Origin of the sequence: Occallatibacter sp. (assembly GCF_049510455.1) — a bacterium.
GTDB lineage: Bacteria > Acidobacteriota > Terriglobia > Terriglobales > Acidobacteriaceae > Telmatobacter.
The window spans coordinates 1-20,957 of the sequence record NZ_JBEKYX010000071.1 but is presented as its reverse complement, the minus strand read 5'-3'; the positions used below and the strand labels follow the sequence as shown (position 1 = coordinate 20,957).

Below are 20,957 nucleotides of genomic sequence, written 5' to 3'. Positions count from 1 at the left end.
TTCACGCGGTCTTTCGCCTTCTTGCACGCGCCTTCTGGATGAATGCATTCATGCGTTGCATGACAACTTCATGATCGACAACCCTGCCTTGCCGGATATCTTCAAGGCCTCTTTCGATTTTCTTCATGCACTCTTGCTGATAATCCAGATACCCACCCACCGCCTCATTCAACACATAGCTGCGGTCCCGGTCCATGGATTTAGCCAGAGCATCAAGTTCATCCACTTTTTCTGAGGGAATGCGGAAGCTGATAGTGCGATGCGTAGTCATAATACGAAATAATATGACGTATTATTTGGTATTACAAGAGGAAAAATTCGCTATTCCGAGCCGCTGAGCGAGGCGCGCTGAGCCGTCCGCTGCCGCTCCGTCACGCGCCGATTGAATTCGCGGATCACGCGCGCCACATACGCCCGCGTCTCGTGGTACGGCGGAATGCCGCGATAGCGGTCCACCGCCGCAGGGCCGGCGTTGTAGGCGGCCAGGGCCAGTGTCAGATTTTCGTGGTAGCGCGTCAGCAGCTCGTCCAGATACGCGGCCCCGCCCTGCACATTCTGTTGCGGCTCAAAGCTGTTGGTCACGCCGTGCTCCGCGGCAGTCTTCGGCATCAGCTGCATCAGCCCCTGCGCACCGGCATGGCTCCTGGCAAGCGGATTACCACCGCTTTCGGCTCTCACCACGCTGGCCAGCAATTCCACATCCAGGTTGTGCGCATGGCCGGCGGAAGAAAGCAGCGTGCCCAGGCTAACAGGCCTGGTTTCGGCTGCCGCGGGTTGCGGCACAGGCACGGGGTCTGGAACTGTTTCGAACGCCGCAACCTCCGCCGGAGCAAACTCGATGTAATTGCTCTCATCCGCGTTCGTGTAGAGCCGCATGCGCCCATCCACCACCGCATGATGGTGGCAGTCGAGCGCAAATCCATTGGCCAGCGTCGCGCGCTCGGCGGCAAAGCCCCTTCCGGCAGCCAGCCCCGCAATCAAAATCGCCAGTACCTGCGCCCTCATCGCGCCTCCTGCATCTCCTGCGCCGCCTGTCGCGCCAGCTCGCGCTCCAGAATCACCGCCACGCCATCTTCGTCATTGTGCGGAGCCTGCTTCCATCCGCGCAGCTTAGCCATCGTACGCAGCTCGGCAGAGGCATTACCCATCAACACGGCCTGCCCGGCCCACTCCAGCATCTCCACGTCGTTCCAGTTGTCGCCAATGGCCATTGTTTCCAGGCGTCCCACGCCCAGCCGCGCCGCAAGCTGCTCCAGCGCCCTGCCCTTTGAAACCCCCATCGGCAACAGATCAAAAATAGACAAATTCCGGGCCGCGTACTCCGTTCTGGCACATTCACAGCTCGCAAACAGCGGGCTCTGCCGCAGCGCCGCCTCTGCCCGCTTCATCTCATCCACCGTGCCGCACACCATGCCCTGAATCGGATCCTCGCCATCGCCGAACGCGTCTTCAAGCGGCCTCACCTCGCGTAGCGATGCCCGGTTCGCATCCACCCATAGCGCAATGCGGTCATGTGCCTGTTGGATATTCTCGAGCACCAGCTCTCCCGGTCCATCCCGATCAAAGGTAAACACCACCGCGCCAAAGGGCCGCAGCAGCCCGCACAGTCCACGCGCCACCGCGGCGTCCAGATGGCAGCGGTCCATCGGCTCGCCCGCCAGTGTGCGGGTCACTGCACCATTGGACGTGATCAGAGGCATATCCGCTCGCAGGCCCAAGCTCCCAAGCAGCGGCGCGGCATACGCCTGGCGACGGCCAGTGGCAATCGCCACCGTGATTCCGGCCTGCTGTGCGGCCTTGAGGGCCCGAGCCGTCCGCCCGCTCACTTGTTGAGCCAAGCTCGGCAGAAGCGTGCCGTCCATGTCAATGGCCACCAGGCGCACAGGAGGATGCATACCTCCAGTTAAACATGACTTACGGTGTATGGGATCCCGGCGCCTGGCCCGCACGTTGATAGGAAGGCACAAACGGCTTGCCGTCAATCAGATAGGAAATGTTCACCCGCACCTCTACCGGTTGCCCGTCAATGAGATACGGCTTGTATTTCCACTTGCTCACGGCAATGCTGACAGCGTCCAGCACAGGCTGCAGCGGCCCGGTAGCCGGCGTTAACGCCTTCACGCTGCCGTCTTTGCGAATAATGGCGCTCACAGAGACTGTGCCGCGAAATGGCGTTCCGTCCCCCAGCAGAGGAATAGTTGTGCCCTGCTCATAAACACTCACCAGCGGTGGGTCGCCCTCTTCGATCGCGTAGGGCTGCAGAACGGCCTTCGTCGTCGGCTTCAGGAAGGCGCCATTGGTCGCAGGGTCAAAATCCTCCAACAGCGTTACCTTCATTTCGGAGTTAAGCTGCCCATGCACCAGCACTCGCACCGTGCGTGCCACGCTCCTGTCCTGGTAGGGCTGAAAGTCCATAAACTGGATGGCCGTGTCGGCGGATGAAACAAGCCTTAGCCGCAGCTCGCTATCAAAGCACATCGTCGGCATATTCCACGCCGCCGCCCCGTTCGGTCCAGGCGTATTGGGGTTGGTGACCGATATGCAGTTGAAACTCTGTCCGTCCCCTGGCGAAACACGACTTATGGCCAGCATGGCCTCCGGCGGCGCAAGGGCAGCCTGATACATGGGATCGACAACGGGTTGGGTGACACTCCCATTCAACAGATCGGCGGCAAAGTCCACGTTCTTTGGCCTGAGCTCATAATGCTCAATGTGTGAGACGCGCCATAGCGTTCCGTTCCATGTATCCGCACGGCTGGCGTAAACCCGGCTCCACTGATAGTGTCCCGCGTGCCACTCCTCCACCGTTCCGTTCAGCATATCGGCTGATCCGCCGCCCGACGCGGTTAAGGTTCCGTCCCCCCTCATCATGCGGCCTCCGCCCGCCGAAAGACGCCTGTCCCATTGTTTGTAAGTGGAGACCAAAGAGTATTCGATCTTTATATGCCACGGCTTCAACCCGTCGCCATCGAGCGCATTTTTCTTGAGCGCCGCAGTCAACAGCTTGTGCGCCAGAGCATTCAGCCGGTCGCGATCCGCGGGCGCCTTGAGTCCGGGCGCGGGCTGCGATGGCTGCTGGTTCGGCGTGCTTTGGTCTGAAGCCGGCGCAGCCGATTGCGTGCTTTGCGGCATACCCGCCGGTGTTTGTGGTGTCTCCTGCGCCGCGGCAAAAGGCAACAGCGCGGCAGCGAGCAGAAGAAGCAGAGTAGCTTGCAAAAGGCGTGCAGTGTAAATCAAGGATCGCATCGTAATTTGGGCCAGGATTTTGGCGAGGCCATCTTACACGAACGGTGCAATAGGTGAGGAGGAAAATTCAAGCGCCCCGGCTTGTGACATTTTCGTGACATTTACGAGGGAATGCGTGGTTTCCAATATCCAACGTCGCGCTTGCCATGAGCGATGGCAAGCACAAAAATCTCATCCCGCCAATCAAGATAGATAACAAGATACGGAAAGCCCTTGAGCAGCACTCGGCGCGTTCCGTGCAGGTAAGTGGGATAGCGAAGTAGATGGAAGGCTATTGAGATAATTGGAAATTGGCCAAGCCTGCCTGCGTTTCATTCCCCCAGCACATCATCCTTCCACAGCATTACGCCGCCTAGCAGGCCGGTTTCATTAGAAACAATCGTCGAATTCTTCGGCAGCTCGAAGTCAATCTTCTTGGTGTTGCCGCCGCCAATGAAGAGATGGTCCCAGTTGAAGGTGTGCGCTGTCTGCTCAATGGCCTCCTGCAGAGACTTGTTCCATTTCTTCTTGCCGTCTTTGTCGAGGCCCCGGCGCCCGAGGTAATCCTCGTAGGTCGCCTTCTTCCACGGATGGTGGCCAAGCTCCAGGCCCGGGCAGAGTCTGCCATTGGTAAACAGCGCCGATCCCATCCCCGTCCCCAGCGTCAGCACCAGTTCCACGCCGCGGTTATAAATAGCCCCATAGCCTTGCACCGCCGCATCATTTGCCACGCGCACAGGCCTCTTCCAGCGCTTTTCGAGCACTGCCTGCAGCGGATACTCGATCCACTCTGGATTCAGATTAACGGCGGTATAGGTCACGCCGCGCTTGATCACTCCCGGAAAACCCACAGACACTCGGTCAAAGTCCGGCAGGACACCCACAAGTTTATCCAGTTCCTCCAGAACCAGCGTAGGTTTGGGAACCTCCGGCGTTGGAATGCGCTCGCGCTCGCTGACTGGCTTGCCTTCAGGATCGACCAGCATGGCCTTCAGGCCCGACCCGCCGATATCAATGGCAAGAGTGACAGGGTTGTCAGTAGCTTTGGCCGGCTTTTTCGTTGTTGCAGTAGAAGTTGCATTCGTCATCGGGAGAATTGTATAGGCGTGGGGCAGGGAATAGGGAGCCAGAAATTCGCGGCACTACATCGCCTACACTGATTCTTTGCCTCCCATGTCCCAATTCTGCGAAGTCGCGCTGCCTGTTCCGCTGGACCGCACCTTTACCTATGCGGTCCGTGACGGCCAGCATCCTGTCCGCGGCTCCCGTGCCATTGCGCCCTTTCGCAATGAAAAACTCATCGGCATCGTCATGAGCGTCGGCGCAAGGCCTGCCGATGCCGAATACGAAATCCGCCCGCTTGAAGCTGTTCTCGATGAAGACGATGGCCCGCTCTTGAGTGAAGACCTTCTCGTGCTGGCCGAATGGATCGCAAGCTACTATCTCGCTCCCATAGGCGAGGTGCTTCGCGGAATGCTCCCGCTCGTTGCCGAGGTTCGCCGCACCGTCTACTACCGCATCACGGACCTTGGGCGCGACATCCTCGCCACACTCTCCGACGGCGAATCAGGATTCGAACGCGTGGCTCAGAAGAGACTGCCCAAGCCGCGCATTGGTACAAAGGAGCCAGACTCCGCCGAACTCCAGCGCCGCGTGCTCGACAAGCTATCCGCCGGCGAGCCGGTCAGAATCTCTACCCTGCGCACCGCCACCGCAGCCTCGCAATCCGTTCTCGCTGTCATGCTGCGCAAAAAGTGGATCGCCCGCGAAACCAGCGCAGTAGAGCGCGACGCGCGACGCATGGAGCGAGTCGCAGTCCTCATTCCGGAGACGCGCCTGCCTTCACTTACGCAAAAGCAGCAGGCAATTCTTGCCGAGCTGGCAGCCTGCGGTGGGGAGATACAACTGGCGGCGCTGCGCGCCAAGGGATTGCCTCCCTCCACGCTGCAAACGCTGGTCCGCCGCGGCCTTGTGAAAATCGAAGAGCGTCTCATGGCCTTCCGTCTCGGCGGAATCGAAAGCTCCGGCGGCCCGATCCGGCTGAACGAGCCGCAAACCGAAGCGCTCGCAGCCATTGCCTCTTCGCTCGGGGCGTTCCACGCCTTTCTGCTTTTTGGAGTGACTGGCTCCGGCAAGACAGCCGTTTACCTCGCCGCCATGCAGCGCGCTCTCGATCGCAGCCAGTCCGCAATTCTGCTCGTTCCCGAGATCGGTCTGACGCCACAAATGGCCGGCATCCTCGACGCCGCATTTGGCCGGAAAGTCGCACTGCTCCACTCCGCGCTCACTCCAGAAGAGCGCAGCGAGCAGTGGCGTCGCATCCGCTCGGGCGATGCGCCCATCATCGTAGGCACGCGCTCCGCTATCTTCGCGCCCGCGCCAAATCTCGGCCTCATCCTCGTAGACGAGGAGCACGATCAGAGCTACAAGCAGGAAGAAACGCCGCGTTACAACGCCCGCGATGTGGCTGTGGTCCGCGCGCGCAACGCGGGAGCCGTCGTCGTGCTCGGCTCCGCCACTCCCTCGCTTGAAACCTGGCAGAACTCAGCCGCCGGCAAATACACGCGCATCGAGATGAAGGAGCGCGTCAACCATCGCCCCTTGCCGCAAGTCGAGCTGATCGACATGCGCAACGAATTCAAAGACACAGGCGCCGAGCAATTGTTTTCCCGCGCGCTCATTGAGCAGACGCAGGCCGCGCTCGATCGCGGCGAACAGGCAATCATCCTGCTCAATCGCCGCGGTTATTCCTTCGCCGTGCTCTGCCGCGCCTGCGGAACCAAGCTCGAATGCCAGAACTGCGCCATCGCGCTGACGCACCACAAACCGCCATCGGAAGATGGTCTCGCCCGCGAAGGCCAGCGTCTCGAATGCCACTACTGCGGTTACCGCCGCACCGTTCCCGCACGCTGCCCGCAGTGCGATTCCGAGCACCTCTACTATCTTGGCGCAGGCTCACAGCAGGGCGAGGAACGGTTATCCGAAATCTTTCCCGCCGCGCGCATCGGCCGCATGGACCGCGACACCGTTCGCGGCCGTTACGATCTGGAGCGGCTCCTGGCTCGTCTCCACTCCGGCGAAATCAACCTGCTCGTCGGCACGCAGATGATCGCCAAGGGCCATGACATTCACGGCGTCACGCTGGTCGGCGTCGTCGGCTGCGATCACTCGCTCTCCATGCCGGATTTCCGCGCCGCCGAGCGCGTCTTTCAGCTCATGACGCAGGTCTCAGGCCGCGCCGGCCGCGGCGAGCTTCCCGGCCGCGTCGTCGTACAAACCTACTACCCGGATCACTACGCCATCGTTGCCGCCTCAACCCACGACTACGCAGCCTTTGTCCAAAGAGAAGAGAAATACCGCCGCTGGATGCACTATCCGCCCTTCGGCGTGCTGGCCAATGTGCTGGTGCAGTCGGAAAAGCTTGAAGAAGCCGCGGGCTGGTCTTCTATCCTGGGCAAGTATTTCGTCCAGAACCAGAACAGCAGCGCAGTCCGCATGCTTGGCCCCTGCACCGCGCCCGTAGCGCGCATCAAGGGCGTCTACCGCTTTCACCTGATCCTGAAAGCTGCTTCGCGCAAGGCACTCAACGCAGCTCTGCGCGGCATGCTTGCGCACGCTGGCGCCGCGGGTGTTCCACGTCGCAACGTGACGGTGGACGTAGACGCGCAGCGTCTCATGTAAGCCAGGGCGGATCAGAGAACGAAGTCACCCTCTTCAACAATGGCAGTCAAATCGCGCGCGCCATGCGGGACGCGAAGGATAGTAATCTCACCGGCTCCAGGAATGCAGTAAATAGCGTACTGCTCCTGAAACAGCACGCGCATGCCCGGCGCAAGGTGCAGCCTGGGAGCTCCGGAGAAAGGAAACCGGGCAGCCTGCTGAATCTTGCTATGAATTCGGGCGTTGAATTCATAAGCGAGAGATTCGGAGCTATTCTCAGCGACGTAACTCCATATCTCTGACAGATCCGCGTCCGCCGCTATCGAGTAGTGAATTTGGAGAGGCTCGTAATGAGTCATTTTGCGCTGGCAGTGTGGCTTGCTCTCCCAGTTTGTGCGTTCTTCCGTCGCTTCGCTAGAAGCTCTCTTCCATGTTCGGCAATTCGCTCGGCATCGAATTCAACAACCCTGCCCGCTCTATAATCCGCCATGCCGATTTCAATCTCCGCCTTCAGTTCCGCCAGCTTATGCAGCCGCAGCTCACGCTTCAGCTTCCAGTCGCGCAACGCATCCCGGATCACTTCGCTGGTGGAGGCGTAATCTCCTTCATCCACAGCACCCTTCACCAGCCCCGCCATATCGGATGGAAGAGTAATGGTCAGTCGTTCAATCGCGCCCATGCCGGCCTCCTGAGTCATTGGATTTGGATCATACTTTATCATACTTTTGAAGCAGGCGCGGCATGCCCGTTGGCTGGCAGACTGGCGCGAACGCCGTCAGAGAAAGGCCTGTTACAGATTGCCGGCAAAGTCAGTCTGGCGGCTTCAAGGAAGGGCCCGGGGCTAAAGCCCTCTTGAATACATTGGCCTTATTCGTGAGGCTGAAGCCTCACGCTCCCTCCGAAAAAGCGAAGATGAGGCTTTTCATCAGGCTGGCCGGTTATGACTCCGTCTTCGCTCCGTTGGTCTTCAGCTCGTGAAGATCCTTGCCGGGCTTGAAGCGCACAGCCTTGCCCGGCGCAATCGTCACTTCGGTGCCGGTACGCGGGTTGCGGCCAATGCCGGTTTTGCGCGCGCGCACGCTGAAGACTCCAAAGCCGCGCAGCTCAATCCGGTCGCCGGCAGCCAGAGCCTCTTTCAGGCCCTCAAAAACCGTGTCCACAGCCGCCTCCGCCTTGGTCCGCGGCAGGCCCGTGCGCTCAATCACGTAATGTACGATGTCCTGCTTGATCAAAGGAGAACCCTCTCTCTGTGTGCTTGATCACCACTACCTGAGTGATGCTACAGGTTTTGCGCCATTTGTGGAATGGGGCATTTTTGAGGGCGCGGTGCAAAATCCCCCAGCCGCCTGCAACCGGCCCCTACAGCTTGCCCCAGAATGCAAATGCCACGGCTCCCAGAATAAAGAGGAACGAGACCGCGTAATTCCACTTCATCTGCTCGCCCAGATACAGCCACGCAAACACGATAAACACCGTCAGCGTGATTACTTCCTGAATAATTTTGAGCTGAAATGCGGTGAACTGTCCATAGCCAAACCGGTTTGCAGGCACCTGAAAGCAATACTCAAAAAACGCGATGCCCCAGCTCGCAAGAATCACCAGCATCAGCGGAGTGTTGCGGAACTTCAGATGCCCGTACCAGGCCATCGTCATAAAGATGTTGGAGCAAAACAGCAGCAGAATCGTCTTCATGCTGCCACACTATCCCATCCCCGCCGTTCTCTTCCAGAGCTTCGCGCGCATCTCAGCAGGCAATAACTACGCATATTTGCACAATTGTCACATCCCCGCCCGCTCCCGTAAGATGGGCCTTTCAGGCACTCATCGCGCGGCAAGCACACCGCGCTGGAATCGCAATCAACGCCAATAGGAGACGCATGTCCATCAAGAGCGACCGTTGGATACGGGAACAGGCACTCAACCACAAGATGATCGAGCCCTTCAGCGAAAAGCAGGTTCGCGAAGGCGTCATCTCCTATGGCCTCTCTTCTTACGGCTACGATCTCCGCGTCTCCGACGAGTTCAAGATATTCACTAACGTCAACTCCGCCATCATCGACCCCAAGGCCTTTGACGAGCGCTCCTTCGTCTCCGTCCAGGCTCTCTCCGTCATCGTTCCGCCCAACTCCTTCGCTCTGGCGCGCTCCATCGAATACTTCCGCATTCCGCGCGACGTGCTTACCATCTGCGTCGGCAAATCCACCTACGCCCGCTGCGGCATTATCGTGAACGTCACGCCCTTTGAGCCTGAGTGGGAAGGCTTCGTCACCCTCGAAATCTCCAACACCACGCCGCTGCCGGCCAGGGTTTACGCCAATGAGGGCCTCTGCCAGATTCTCTTCTTTCAGTCCGACGAGACCTGCGAAGTCAGCTACGCCGATCGCAAAGGCAAATACCAGAACCAGCAGGGAATCGTCCTGCCCAAGCTCTGAGTTCCAGAAAAACAAGACTGCCCGTCAGGCGGCGTGAATCTTTTCATTCTTCCCGATCATAGCGTTTGTCTTCCCGCCTTCACTTAACTTCAGCATAGAATTTCGGTAGTGTCTCCGTTTGAAGAAACTGCCTCGGGGGCTAAAGCCCAATTTCATTTTTATGGCCGTTTTGGCACGACTCAAGTCGTGCCTGTTACAAAGCAATTCAAATTGAGATACCGCCAGAATTTCTGGGAGATTGACAAATGCCAAAGTCCGGCAAAACGCCCGGCACGCAGACACCTTCATTCGAGGCCGCGCCTCCCGTGCGCATTGGCCTTGTCACTGGGGAACCCATCCGCGTCGAAGGCCTCAGAAGCATCTTTGACCAGCCTGCCACAGCAGGCCAACCGCCGCTCACACCCATCACAGGCACACTTGCCGAGCTCCTGGCCAACAAGTCCATCGAATTTCTCGTTGTCGATATGAACGGCGCGGCCGGCGGCGTTGAGACCCTGCAAAATGTCCGGCGGCAGCGCCCCGATGTGCCCCAGATTGTCATCGGCCCGGAGAACGATGAAGAGCTTGTGCTGGACTGCATTATCGCCGGCGCCCGTGCCTATCTTGATTCCTCCGCCAGCCCGGAGACCGTCCGTTATGCCATCGAGGTCGTAGTCAGCGGTTCCATCTGGGCGCCGCGCCGCCTTCTTTCGCGGCTCATTGACCGCCTCATCGGCATCCCGCGCGCCATGGTGCAGTCCTCATCCTTCCCTCTCTCCACCCGGGAGCAGCAGGTGCTTGAGCTCATCCTTCTCGCGCGCACCAATCGCGATATCGCCGCTCAGCTAGGCATCCAGGAGCGTACTGTAAAGGCTCACATCACAAGCCTGCTGAAAAAGACCGGCGCGGAAAACCGCATCGATCTCTCCGTGCGCGCCATCAATCGTTCGCTTGTTCCAGACCATCCGCACGCCTCCCACTGATTCACGACCACCTGCGCATCTCCTATACACCATTCCCACCCTAAAGTAATAGGTTACTAAAATACATTGGACTTCCGTAACCTTGTTACTTTTTGTGTATTCTTGCACAATGATTTCAGAAACAACGCAGATCTGGGGAAAGGCGTTCTCAGACACCATGCTCGCATGATGACCGGGAACGCCTATTTTTTCACCACAGACGCTGCATTGTGGCCCTCCCCCCTCCTCTTTCAGGATGTTTAAGCATCTGAAATGTCCTGTTAAATCAATGCTTTTCTTATCCTCTACGGTGTCCGGGTGCGATAGATTCGTACTCGGGCGCCGAAGTCTTCCTGCCCGTCCCCAGTTGCAATCAGTTGCATATTGGTTTCCTCAGCCCTCCTATTGCGCCCATTTCGCGTCATAGTAAGGGAGACTGTCCGCAGTCAGTGGAATTCTCGGCAGTGAATGCAACTCTTCGCACTGCGGAAGATAAAAGATAAAAACAAACAAAGAAATTAAGAGGAAGGAATTTTTCTCATGTTTAAAAAATTGACGATCCTTGCTGCCTCCGTTTGCATGGCCGGTCAAGTCCATGCCGCTTCACGTCAGGATCTGCAGGACCGCATTGACGCCGCCAAGACCGTCCTCGATCAGATCATGAGGGCTGACGATAAAGGCATTCCGTTAGGCATTTTGCAGCAGGCCACCTGCGTCGGCGTTGTGCCGGGCATGATCAAGGGCGCATTTGTCTTTGGCGCGCAGTACGGCCAGGGCATTGTCACCTGCCGCACCGGCCACGGCTGGAGCGCTCCTGTCTTCATCCGCCTCGCCGGCGGCTCATGGGGCCTTCAGATCGGCGGCCAGTCCACGGACCTCGTTCTCGTTGCCGTAAATGACAAAGGATTTCAGGATCTGCTCAAGAGCAAGTTCAAAATCGGCGCAAATGCTTCTGCGGCGGCCGGCCCGATTGGCCGCAACGGCGAAGCCTCCACCGACTGGAGGCTGTCTGCCGAGCTGCTGACCTACTCGCGCACCAAAGGCCTCTTTGCCGGTATCGATCTTGACGGAACTTCAGTCAGCCAGAACAACTCCGACACCGACACGTACTACGGCCAGGAGTACCCGTTCCAGACCGTCCTCAAGGGCAACGTCGCCGTCCCGCAGGACTCGATAGCCTTCGTACAGACCGTTGCGCATTACTTCATAGAAGCCAAGAATCAGTAAAAGCAGGGAATTGAAATGCAAAGCTCCATCCTCCGCGCGATCCGCGCATGAGGATGGAGTTCTTGCTTTAAGGCATAGAAGTTCTGAACCGCAAGACAACATTTCTTGCATGTTGTGTCTTAACTATTGCTGCAACAGGATCGACACATTTCCGGTCACCGCCACGGCCAGGTCCAATTTTCCATCGCCATTGAAATCCGCCGCCGCAATTGCAGTCGGAGAATTTCCCACTGTATACGGCGAACCTGGCGCTTCGGTGAATGTCCCGTCCCCATTTCCCAGCAGAAGCGTGACAGTGCCATCGCCGGCGTTCGCCACTGCCACATCCAGCTTCCCATCGTTATTAAAGTCTCCCGCCACCATCGCGCCAGGCTGATTTCCGGTAGCAAAGGTGCCTGCTGTCTGAAAGGTTCCGTTGCCGTTTCCCAGCAGGACAGTCACTGTGTTTGCCACGCCATCCGCCACAATCAGATCGAGCTTTCCATCCCCGTTGAAATCCCCCGCAACAATTGCAGACAGGTCTTGCCCCAGGGAAACCGGTGAGCCGCTCGCCTGGGTGAATGTCCCGTCTCCGTTTCCAAGCGAAACCGCGTATCCGGAGTATGGATATGTCGTCGATCCGCCTCCGGCCAAAACCGCGTCCAGCTTGCCATCCCGGTTGAAATCGCCCACGGCCACGCCCTCCGGAAAGCCCTCCGCGTAAAGCTGCCCGCCGGCATTGAACGCTCCATGTCCGTAGCCGAGATCGACGAAGCCCTCAAAGTAAGACCCATTGGCGCTTGCAAGATCCAGGTTCCCATCCGCATTGAAATCCGCCGCTGCTAAAGCGGAGACAAACATCGTATCCTGAAACGCGAACTCTGCCGTGGATAGTGTGAAGGTTCCGTTTCCATTCCCTTGCAGAATCACGGCGACAGCATTCGTGAATTCCGCCGTTGCCAATCCCGGATAACCGCTGTGCGTGAAATCGCCCACCACCACGGGCCCGATGTAGGGCGATGCAAAGTCGTTGAACGGCGGGCTCGGCATCCGCATCGGTGAACCGGACGCAACTGAAAACGTGCCATCTCCGTTGCCGGCCATGAGATACAACCCCGCCGCTCCTGCTGCAACCGCAAGGTCAGGTTTTCCATCCTGGTTGAAGTCTGCCGCGGCCAATCCGAAGGCTTCAACAATCTGCAGAGGAGAATTGGGAGCCGCAGCAAAATTGACTGCCGTTTCCGGCGCGCCCACCTGGAAGTAAACGGCGTTGGATGCGCCGCCGCCGGGGGCTGGATTCACGACCGTCACCGAAGCTGTCCCCGCTTTTGCCACATTGGCCGCAGGCACCTGCGCGGTCAGATGATCGCGATCCACGAATGTCGTCGCCAGCGCCGTGCCATTCCAATCCACGGTTACGCCGGAGATAAAGTTTGCTCCGCTCACCGTCAGCGTCAGCCCGGCGCCGCCGGGCGCAACCGCCGTGGGCGTGAGCGATTGGTCAAGGAAGGGAACCGGATTAGCCGCACCACCGTTTGGATTGATCTGCAGGCTCAGGAAACCATCCGACGCGCTTTCACCGTCGGCATCCGCTACTGTCGCTTCAAAGTACCAGGTCCCGCCCGCTGTCGGGGTTCCGCTGATCACCCCGGTAGTGGGATCGAGCGTAAGCCCGTCCGGCACGGTTCCGCCCACCTCATTTCCGGTGTCAATCGGTCCGTTATAGATGCCCCATTGAAACGGAGCCGTTCCGCCGATGCGCGGCACAGCCGCGCTGTACGGGGCGCCAACGGTGCCATTCGGCATTGTCTGGCTGATAGGAATGGAGAGACCAGGGTTGACGGCGATCGTCAGGGAAGCGCTTTTCGATGAATCCGCCACCGATGTTGCAGTGACGACTGCCTGCCCTGTCGTGGTTAGGCTGGCAATGAACCTGACCGTGGAGCCCGTAGTGGAGTCGAGAGATCCCGGCCCGCTCAGCTTCCACGTAACCCCTCTGTCAGAGTTCGTGACGGTCGCAGTCACATTAAACTGCGCGCCTGCATCAACCGCTTGAGGAGAGATAGGCGAAAGGCTTACCGATATTGGCGCGGAAGACGAGCACCCGCCCAGGATGATTACGATCGCAGCAAAGAACAAAGACCAGCCGTAACGCATCAGCAGCACATCCTTAATAAAAGATGTTTTCAAAACATCTGAATTCTAAACCACGGCGACCTATTGAATGCATTCCCAAAGCCGTCCCCAAAGTCTCCCCATATTCCAAAGAAACCAAACATAGTTACCATTTGGAGCGAAGGTTTACACTGACCTTTGCCCGCATGAAGCAAAGGTTTGAGTACTGGCTGGTTGTCGCGCTCGCCGAATTCCTCGGCTGGGTGCCGCGTCCTCTGGCACGCCGGGTCGTCAATCTTCACACCGCCGCCGCGTATCGCGTGCTCGCCCGCCTGCGCCGCGTCGGCGAGCGCAACCTTCAACTCGCGCTCCCGGAGCTTTCCTCCAGAGAAAAAGAAACAATCCTGAAAAATCTCTTTCGCTACCTGGGCTGGCAGATGGTGGAGTTCTGCCGGATGCGCCGCTACACTCCGGAAAATACGCGTAACTGGCTGCGAACGGAAGGCCTGGAGCACTATGAAGCCGCCAAGGCGCGCGGCAAAGGCGTGCTGATCCTCACCGGGCATCTCGGCGCGTGGGAGCTGTCAAGCTTTTACCACTCGCTCATGGGCCATCCCATGGGCATGGTCATCCGCCGCCTCGACAACACATACCTCGACCAGTACGTGAACCACATTCGCTGCCTGCACGGCAACCGCGTCCTGCACAAAGACGACTTCGCCCGAGGCCTGCTCAAGGCCATGCACGAAGGCGACGCCGTCGGCATTCTCATGGACACCAACATGACCCCGCCGCAGGGCGTCTTCGCACCTTTTTTCGGCACCCAAGCCTGCACCGGCTCCGGCCTTGCCCGCGTCGCGCTCAAAACCGGCGCAGCCGTGTTGCCTGGCTTCTGCCTCTGGGAACCCGCAGAGCAAAAGTACGTTCTCCACTTCGGCCCTGAGCTTGAATTCACGCGCACAGACGACCCCGAAGCCGGTATCCTTGCCGCAACGGCGCAATGCAACACAGTGCTCGAAAGCTGGGTCCGCCGCTACCCCGACCAATGGCTCTGGATTCACCGCCGCTGGAAGACGCGCCCCGCAGGCGAGCCTGCTATTTATTGAGGGACTGTATACTTAACTCCCCAAACCTAGCCCCAAACGTCATCGGCCCTCCGGGAACCACCCCGAGGGCCGATGTGTCTTACTGGATACTACGTTGCCTGATAAGCAAGAGAAGCATAGCACATTTACTTGATTTTGTTCAAATTCTTTTCGTCGAGTGCCTGGCGGAGGGCAACGGACTTGAACCGTAATGACTGGTTAGGCCACTCGACAGCTTATCAGGCAGCGTCAAGTACCCACTGGCCCTCCAAACCCCACCTGATGGCCTGATTATACATAAGTTATATAGCGAATTAGGGTAGCCAAGCATATAGCTCCCAATTACTAAGGCCTGACCGGAAACCGCGGTATCATCGAACCAATGGCAACGATTCACATTTCGGATGTCGATGCAGCACGCGATTTCGCGGCTGTGCTGGCGTACGTCCGTTCCGGCGCTGAGGTCATTATCGAATCCGGCGCATTGCCGGTTGCAGTTCTTCATGCTCCCGTGCCGAAAGGCCGAACAATTGAGGAAGTCCTCGCTCTCCTGCCCGATGGTCCATCAACAAGGATGGGAGAAGATTTTGCGCGAGATGTCGAAGACGCAATTGCCGCACATCGCGAGCCGCTTAACCCTCCTGCATGGGTGGACTAGCCGGGCCTTTCGATAGCGTCCTTCTGAAAGCAATATAGACTGAAGCGCAATGACACTCGGCCAACTCATCCAAAAACTCGGCGGCACACTTCTGCAGGGCAACGCGGACGCGCATATCGAAGGCGTCAACTCCGCACCGCAAGCCGGTCCCACCGATCTGGTCTTCGCCGAAGACGAAGAAAGCGCTGCGGAAGCTCTGACAGGCAACGCCGGCGCAGTCATTCTTCGCCCCAACACGCCTTTCGCCAATCCCTTCGAGAAGGGAATCGTCGAAGCACCAAGCCCGCGCCTCTGGTTCGCCCGCGCCGCAAAGCTCCTCAAGCCCGCTCCAGCCGCAAGCATCCATCCAGCAGCCGTTGTCGATCCCTCCGCGCAACTCGGCCGCAACGTCCTCATTGAAGCCGGAGCCGTCATCGGCGCAAATGTCCGCATCGGCGACGGCTGCCACATCTACCCCCGCGCCGTTCTCTATCCCGGCACCACGCTCGGCAATCGGGTGATCATCCATGCCGGCGCAGTTCTCGGAGCCGACGGCTTCGGCTACGTCCGCGACTCCGCCACCGGCTCCTACACGCAGTTCCCGCAGCAGGGTACGCTCGTCATTGAAGACGACGTGGAAATCGGCGCAAACACCACCATCGACCGCGGCGCATTAGCCGAAACCCGCATCCGCCGCGGCACAAAGATCGATAACCTGGTCCACATCGGCCACAACTGCGACATTGGCGAAGACGTCGTCATCGCCGCGCTCACCGGCATCTCCGGTTCCAGCTCCGTGGGCAAAGGCGCCATCATCGCCGGCCAGGTCGGCATCGGCGACCACGCCCACGTCGGCCCCGGCGTTATCCTCGGCGGTCAGGCCGGCGTACTGAGCGGCAAGACCGTCACCAACGAAGGCTTCAAGCCTGAAATCAAGCCCGGCACCGTCCTGTGGGGAACCCCCGCGCGCCCGCTCAAGCAGGTGCTGCGGGAACTGGCCGTTCTCGCGCGCCTGGCCAGATCCCGCACCCGCCTGGAATAGGCATTTCACCGCACTTTTCCCGTTCAGGTCGAATGCCGGTGTCGCAAAACACATCAACATTTCAGAAAAAAGATTAAAGCTGCCCGCTCTGCCGTCGATATTTGAAGCAGTGAAGGAGGAGCTATGGGGATTGCTCCCATCCCGAACCTGATTCCGGTACGCGTATCAGCGCCCTCCGCCGCACCGTCTGACGTTCCCACCACCCAAGCCATCGACTTTCGGCGCCAGCAGAATGAAGACGACGCCACCTACACTCCCAGCGGCAGCGAAGAAGAAAACCAGCACTCCGGCGAGGAGAACGACTCCGTTTACCAGATCCTCCAGGCCGCCACGGAAACGATTCTCGACGAGCTGGACGACTCCGGGAAACACCACACCATCAGCGTATTCGCGTGATCACATCCATCTAAAGCATTATTCAGCAGCAAGATAGATCGTTTTCGAGAAAAATGCCCCAAAACCCCTTGCATGGAACTCTCGTCTGAGTTAATTTACTAACCAGTTAGTAAAACTAACCGGTTAGTTAAAAATGACACCAGAACCCAATACCGCTCCTCCAGGTAGCGCGATCTCAGGTAGCGCGATCTCAGACCGCTCCGCCGAGACGCGAACCCGCATTCTTGACACCGCGGTGCGCGAATTTGCCGCATACGGCCTGGCTGGCGCCCGCACGGAACGCATTGCCGAAGCCGCAGGCGTAAACAAGGCGCTGCTCTACTACTACTTCACCGGCAAGGAGCAGATGTACCTGGCCGCGGTGGAAATCATCGCAGCCCGCATGCGCGATAGCACGCTCGCAGTCTTCACCCGCCAGGCCACTCCCGGCGAACGCATGCTGCGCATGGCGCTGAATCATTTTGACCGCATCTGGTCGCAGCCCGAGTTCCAAAGCCTTATGCAGCAGGAGATGATGCGCATTCGCAAGGGCGACAACGGCGTACTGCCCATCATCGCTAAGAAAGCCTTCGAGCCCATGCTCATCATGTATGAGTCCATGGCGCGCGAGGGCATCCAGGGCGGAGAGCTGATCGAGGCGGACTGGATGCAGATTCTCTTCGCCGGCCTGGGAGCCAACGTCTTCTACTTTCTCAGCGCGCCCATGTGGAAGCTCGTCGCAGGCAAAGACATGCTGACGCGCGAAGCGCTGGCCGAGCGGCGAAAGTCTCTGCTCGACTTTCTGGGGCGGGCAATTTTTCGGGACCGGCAGCAAGGCGCTGAGGCAGCCGCGCGCATATTTGCGGATACGCCGATGCCCGATGCCGAGCCGTTTGATCTATGGATGGAAAAGGACTAGGGGAGGAAAGAGTGAGTGCACGTAATCGAGTTTTTATGATCCTTGGCCTGCTTCTGGTGGGGTCGCTGATCTGGTATCTGGTCACGGCGCGCGCCCCAGGCGATCTGCGCCTCATCGGCACAGTCGATGCCAATGAGGTTCTCGTAAGCGCAAAAATTCCAGGCCGCATTGAGACGCTCACCGTGCAGGAAGGTGAAAGCGTGCAGGCCGGGCAGCTCATTGCCGTCATTGAGAGCAACGATCTGGCAGCGGCGCAGAGCGCGGCAGCGGCAACTGTCACAAGCCAGCAGCAGAAGCTGAATGAAACCGTTGAAACCCAGCGGCAGACGCTCGGCGAAGTCACCAGCGCCACCAGCAACTCAGCCGCGCAGGTCCTTTCCGCGCAGGCATCGCTCGATCAGGCGCAGGCAAATCTGCTCAGGCAGCAAGCCGATACGCCGCGCACAGTAGCGCTTGCCAGGCAGGGAATCATGAGCAAGCAGGCCAGCGACGAAGCCGTAGCTGCTCTGCAGGCCGATCAGGCAGCCGTTGACGCTGCCAAACAAAATATCGTTGCCGCGCAGGCGGCACTGCGCCAGGCTCGCGCGCATGAGATTTCAGCCGCGGCCGCGCAAAAAACCGTTGCCTCCACACGCGCGCAGGTTCTCAATGCTCAGGCGCTGGCCAAACAAGCCGACGTTGAGCTTGGCTACGCAAAGGTCTTCGCACCGGTCACAGGCAAAGTAAATGAGTGGGCCGCGCGGCAGGGTGAAGTCGTCGCAGCAGGCACGCCCATTGTGACCGTCATGGATCTCTCGCAGACCTGGGTGTACGCGCCGCTGCCGGAGACGCAGGCAGATGCCGTTCAGCTTGGCGACATGCTTAAAGTGGTCTTGCCCAGCGGCGCGGAAGTTCAGGGCAAGGTCATCGTGAAATCCGCGGAAGCGGACTTCGCCACGCAGCGCGACATCAACGGCAGCCGCAAGCGCGACATCCACACCGTAAGACTCAAGCTGCTCATCCCCAATGACGGCGAGAAGTTCGTCCCCGGCATGCAGGCGGAAGTCTACATTCCCAAGGCGAAGCTGGTGAAACACTGATGGACACTGCACAGAATCAGCCCAAAACGCGAGAGGCCGCAGGCCCGGCGATCAAGCCCGCAGCTATCAAAGTGGAAAAGATCGTCAAGCGCTACGGCGACTTCGAAGCCGTCAAAGGCGTCGACTTCGAGGTTGCTGAAGGCGAGATATTCGGCCTGCTGGGACCCAACGGCGCAGGCAAGAGCACGCTGATCCGCATGATGACCACTCTCATTCCCATTACGGCAGGCCGCGCGCTCATTGACGGGCTCGACGTATCGAAGGAACCCAACGCGGTGCGCAATGTCATCGGTGTTATTCCGCAGGCGCTCACCAGCGACCTCGATCTCACCGTGGAAGAGAACCTCAGCATTTACGCCAAGCTCTACTCGGTGCCAAAGGCCATCCGTGAGAAGAGCATCAATGAAGTGCTGGAAGCTGTGGACCTCACCAAGTGGCGCGGCGCGCAGACCAAGACACTCTCCGGTGGCATGCGCCGCCGGCTTGAAATTGCACGCGGCCTCGTTCACAATCCGCGCATATTTTTTCTCGATGAACCTACCACGGGCCTCGATCCGGTAAGCCGCATCGCCGTCTGGGAGATGCTGAACAATCTGAAGAAGACGCGCCATCTCACCATGCTGCTCACCACGCACTACATGGAAGAAGCCGACCGTCTCTGTGACCGTATCGCCATCGTCGATCACGGCAATCTTGTAGCTCTTGACACGCCTGTTGGGCTCAAGCAAAGTGTCCCCGGCTCAGACGTTGTCGAAGTCCGATTCAACCGGGAAGACGATCAATGGAAAGAACGCCTGCTCGCACTGGCTGAAGTTACAGACGTGCAATCGCAATCCGCAGGCGTGTATCGCGTGCTCACAGCCAACGGATCGCGGACCACAACACAGCTCGTGGAAATGGCCAGCAGATTAGGCGAGCAATTAACGAGTCTCAGCGTGCAGAACACCTCGCTCGATGACGTCTTCGTACACTACACAGGCCGCCAGTTGCGCGACGAGCAGGTTCGCGCAGTCTTTCAGATGCCAAGGAAAGGAGAGATGTAGCCATGAATCGTTTCCTTGCCATTGTCGAGCGCGAAATGCGGAAGTTCTTCCGCTCGCCCGTGCTGATGATCATGTCCATGATGCTGCCTCTCGTGCAGCTTTTGATTCTCGGCCACGCCTACGGCGGACACATCCAGGGCGCAAAAATTGCCGTAGTGGACCAGGACCGCGGCCCGCAGGCAGTCAAAGTGCATGAAGCCTTCGATTCTGTCGCCGTCAACATTGCCACCTTCACCACCATTCCATACGACAACGAATACACGGCCCGCGAAGCCGTGCGCACCGGCAAGGTGGATGCGGCAGTCATCATCCCACCGCAGTACTCTCGCCGCGTCTACGCCAACGATGCGCCACGCATCGCGCTGGTAGTCGATAACTCAGACCAGATTATGAGCGGCACGCTCGAAACCGAGATGCAATCGCTAGTCGATGCACTAAACCAGCCCGTCATTCAGGACCGCGTCGTCAAGCAGGTCGCGCTTGAAATCGTCGAGCTCTATCCCTACGTCGAGTACATGAAGTACCTGCTCGCCGGCTCCATCACGCTCGCCATGTACATCTCCGTCATGATCGGCGGCGGCATGTTGTACATCGACGACAAGGCGCGCGGCGTGCATGAGGGCTATCTCGTAACCCCTATCAGCAAGCTTGAACTGGTCATGGGTCTCAACTTCGCAGGCGCCATCAAGGCGGTCCTGAGCGGCATTTGCCTGACGGTCATCGGCTCGCTCATGGCAGGCCTCGGCGTCATCTTCAATCCGCTGGCCGATCTCTACCTGCTTCTACTCATTCTTGGAACATCCATCGCATTCAACGGGATGATGTTCCTGATGATGGTGCGCGTGGATGATCCGCTGGTTCCGCGCGCCATGTTCGGCGTGCTCAACACGCTGCTCTTTTTTCCATCAGGAGCAATCTCACCAGTCTCCGCATTTCCCAAGTGGCTGCAGTGCATTGCAGTCGTCGATCCATTCACCTACGCAGTACACGGATTGAAATCAATTTTGTTAAAGGACGGCGGATTCGTTTCCATCCAGTGGGATCTGCTGTATCTATTTGTCTTCGGCTTCGGCACACTGCTCATTGCCACGCCGCTGTTCAAGCGCACGCTATAGGCATTTCCGGGCGAAGGTAAGCCTCCGGAAAGCAAACGAGGCGGTCGGTTCCTTGTGGGAGGATCGACCGCCTCGCTGCGTTT

General features: G+C 58.8%; 21 protein-coding genes and 1 pseudogene. 13 read left to right on the top strand and 9 right to left on the bottom strand.

Annotation, left to right across the window (positions count from 1 at the left end; translation table 11 throughout):
• Positions 1–235: hypothetical protein (locus ABSG47_RS20965; RefSeq protein WP_481133037.1), on the top strand; the 235-nt coding region annotated here is incomplete at its 5' end.
• A gap of 86 nt (positions 236–321) precedes the next feature.
• Here ABSG47_RS20965 and ABSG47_RS13965 read toward each other — a convergent pair.
• The 4 genes from ABSG47_RS13965 to ABSG47_RS13950 form a co-directional block, all read right to left on the bottom strand.
• Positions 322–1,005 carry a lytic transglycosylase domain-containing protein gene (locus tag ABSG47_RS13965; RefSeq protein ID WP_424170311.1) on the bottom strand — a complete coding sequence of 228 codons (684 nt, stop codon included), beginning with the start codon at positions 1,003–1,005 and terminating at the stop codon, positions 322–324.
• Complete coding sequence (locus ABSG47_RS13960) at positions 1,002–1,895, bottom strand: HAD-IIB family hydrolase (protein WP_424170310.1); 894 nt, start codon at positions 1,893–1,895, stop codon at positions 1,002–1,004. Before ABSG47_RS13960 ends, ABSG47_RS13965 begins: the two co-directional genes overlap by 4 nt.
• 19 nt (positions 1,896–1,914) lie before the next feature.
• The gene (locus ABSG47_RS13955; RefSeq protein ID WP_424170309.1) at positions 1,915–3,237 is read right to left on the bottom strand and encodes an energy transducer TonB; all 1,323 of its coding nucleotides are present in this window, start codon (positions 3,235–3,237) and stop codon (positions 1,915–1,917) included.
• Positions 3,238–3,557: 320 nt separating this feature from the next.
• On the bottom strand, positions 3,558–4,313 hold the full coding sequence (locus tag ABSG47_RS13950) for an ROK family protein (RefSeq protein WP_424170308.1): 756 nt from the start codon (positions 4,311–4,313) through the stop codon (positions 3,558–3,560).
• 85 nt (positions 4,314–4,398) lie between these two features.
• On the opposite strand from ABSG47_RS13950, the gene priA reads away from it, so the two are divergent.
• On the top strand, positions 4,399–6,906 hold the full coding sequence (priA, locus tag ABSG47_RS13945; RefSeq protein WP_424170307.1) for a replication restart helicase PriA: 2,508 nt from the start codon (positions 4,399–4,401) through the stop codon (positions 6,904–6,906).
• 11 nt (positions 6,907–6,917) lie between these two features.
• On the opposite strand, the gene ABSG47_RS13940 is transcribed toward priA, so the two are convergent.
• From ABSG47_RS13940 to ABSG47_RS13925, 4 genes are all read right to left on the bottom strand, one after another.
• Positions 6,918–7,244, bottom strand: coding sequence for a type II toxin-antitoxin system RelE/ParE family toxin (locus tag ABSG47_RS13940; RefSeq protein WP_424170306.1), 327 nt, complete (start codon positions 7,242–7,244; stop codon positions 6,918–6,920).
• Positions 7,241–7,582, bottom strand: coding sequence for a ribbon-helix-helix domain-containing protein (locus tag ABSG47_RS13935; RefSeq protein ID WP_424170305.1), 342 nt, complete (start codon positions 7,580–7,582; stop codon positions 7,241–7,243). Before ABSG47_RS13935 ends, ABSG47_RS13940 begins: the two co-directional genes overlap by 4 nt.
• A gap of 241 nt (positions 7,583–7,823) precedes the next feature.
• Positions 7,824–8,117, bottom strand: a complete 294-nt coding sequence (locus ABSG47_RS13930) for an HU family DNA-binding protein (protein WP_424170304.1) — start codon at positions 8,115–8,117, stop codon at positions 7,824–7,826.
• Between the two features lie 127 nt (positions 8,118–8,244).
• Positions 8,245–8,577 carry a DMT family protein gene (locus ABSG47_RS13925; RefSeq protein ID WP_424170303.1) on the bottom strand — a complete coding sequence of 111 codons (333 nt, stop codon included), beginning with the start codon at positions 8,575–8,577 and terminating at the stop codon, positions 8,245–8,247.
• A gap of 185 nt (positions 8,578–8,762) precedes the next feature.
• On the opposite strand from ABSG47_RS13925, the gene dcd reads away from it, so the two are divergent.
• The 3 genes from dcd (at position 8,763) to ABSG47_RS13910 (ending at position 11,485) form a co-directional block, all read left to right on the top strand.
• Positions 8,763–9,317, top strand: coding sequence for a dCTP deaminase (gene dcd / locus ABSG47_RS13920; RefSeq protein ID WP_424170302.1), 555 nt, complete (start codon positions 8,763–8,765; stop codon positions 9,315–9,317).
• A 245-nt stretch (positions 9,318–9,562) separates the two neighbouring features.
• A complete protein-coding gene (locus ABSG47_RS13915) occupies positions 9,563–10,279 on the top strand; it encodes a response regulator transcription factor (protein WP_424170301.1) in 717 nt (238 codons plus the stop codon).
• A gap of 519 nt (positions 10,280–10,798) precedes the next feature.
• Positions 10,799–11,485, top strand: coding sequence for a lipid-binding SYLF domain-containing protein (locus ABSG47_RS13910; RefSeq protein ID WP_424170300.1), 687 nt, complete (start codon positions 10,799–10,801; stop codon positions 11,483–11,485).
• 123 nt (positions 11,486–11,608) lie between these two features.
• On the opposite strand, the gene ABSG47_RS13905 is transcribed toward ABSG47_RS13910, so the two are convergent.
• Positions 11,609–13,654: an FG-GAP-like repeat-containing protein gene (locus tag ABSG47_RS13905; RefSeq protein ID WP_424170299.1), complete on the bottom strand. Its 2,046-nt coding sequence runs from the start codon at positions 13,652–13,654 to the stop codon at positions 11,609–11,611.
• Here ABSG47_RS13905 and ABSG47_RS13900 point away from each other — a divergent pair.
• From ABSG47_RS13900 to ABSG47_RS13865, 8 genes and pseudogenes are all read left to right on the top strand, one after another.
• Positions 13,645–14,595: pseudogene (locus tag ABSG47_RS13900) on the top strand (lysophospholipid acyltransferase family protein); the annotation flags it as partial. The gene ABSG47_RS13905 and the pseudogene ABSG47_RS13900 sit on opposite strands and share 10 nt — an antisense overlap.
• A gap of 451 nt (positions 14,596–15,046) precedes the next feature.
• The gene (locus ABSG47_RS13895; protein WP_424170298.1) at positions 15,047–15,322 is read left to right on the top strand and encodes a hypothetical protein; all 276 of its coding nucleotides are present in this window, start codon (positions 15,047–15,049) and stop codon (positions 15,320–15,322) included.
• A gap of 49 nt (positions 15,323–15,371) precedes the next feature.
• Positions 15,372–16,343: a UDP-3-O-(3-hydroxymyristoyl)glucosamine N-acyltransferase gene (gene lpxD / locus ABSG47_RS13890; protein WP_424170297.1), complete on the top strand. Its 972-nt coding sequence runs from the start codon at positions 15,372–15,374 to the stop codon at positions 16,341–16,343.
• Positions 16,344–16,466: 123 nt separating this feature from the next.
• Positions 16,467–16,739: a hypothetical protein gene (locus ABSG47_RS13885; RefSeq protein ID WP_424170296.1), complete on the top strand. Its 273-nt coding sequence runs from the start codon at positions 16,467–16,469 to the stop codon at positions 16,737–16,739.
• Between the two features lie 133 nt (positions 16,740–16,872).
• A complete protein-coding gene (locus ABSG47_RS13880; protein ID WP_424170295.1) occupies positions 16,873–17,637 on the top strand; it encodes a TetR/AcrR family transcriptional regulator in 765 nt (254 codons plus the stop codon).
• 11 nt (positions 17,638–17,648) lie between these two features.
• The gene (locus ABSG47_RS13875) at positions 17,649–18,716 is read left to right on the top strand and encodes an HlyD family secretion protein (protein ID WP_424170294.1); all 1,068 of its coding nucleotides are present in this window, start codon (positions 17,649–17,651) and stop codon (positions 18,714–18,716) included.
• Positions 18,716–19,759 carry an ATP-binding cassette domain-containing protein gene (locus tag ABSG47_RS13870; RefSeq protein WP_424170293.1) on the top strand — a complete coding sequence of 348 codons (1,044 nt, stop codon included), beginning with the start codon at positions 18,716–18,718 and terminating at the stop codon, positions 19,757–19,759. The genes ABSG47_RS13875 and ABSG47_RS13870 overlap by 1 nt, the downstream gene beginning before the upstream one ends.
• A 2-nt stretch (positions 19,760–19,761) precedes the next feature.
• Entirely contained in the window at positions 19,762–20,874 is a 1,113-nt protein-coding gene (locus ABSG47_RS13865) for an ABC transporter permease (protein WP_424170292.1), read from the top strand.
• Positions 20,875–20,957 lie beyond the last annotated feature (83 nt).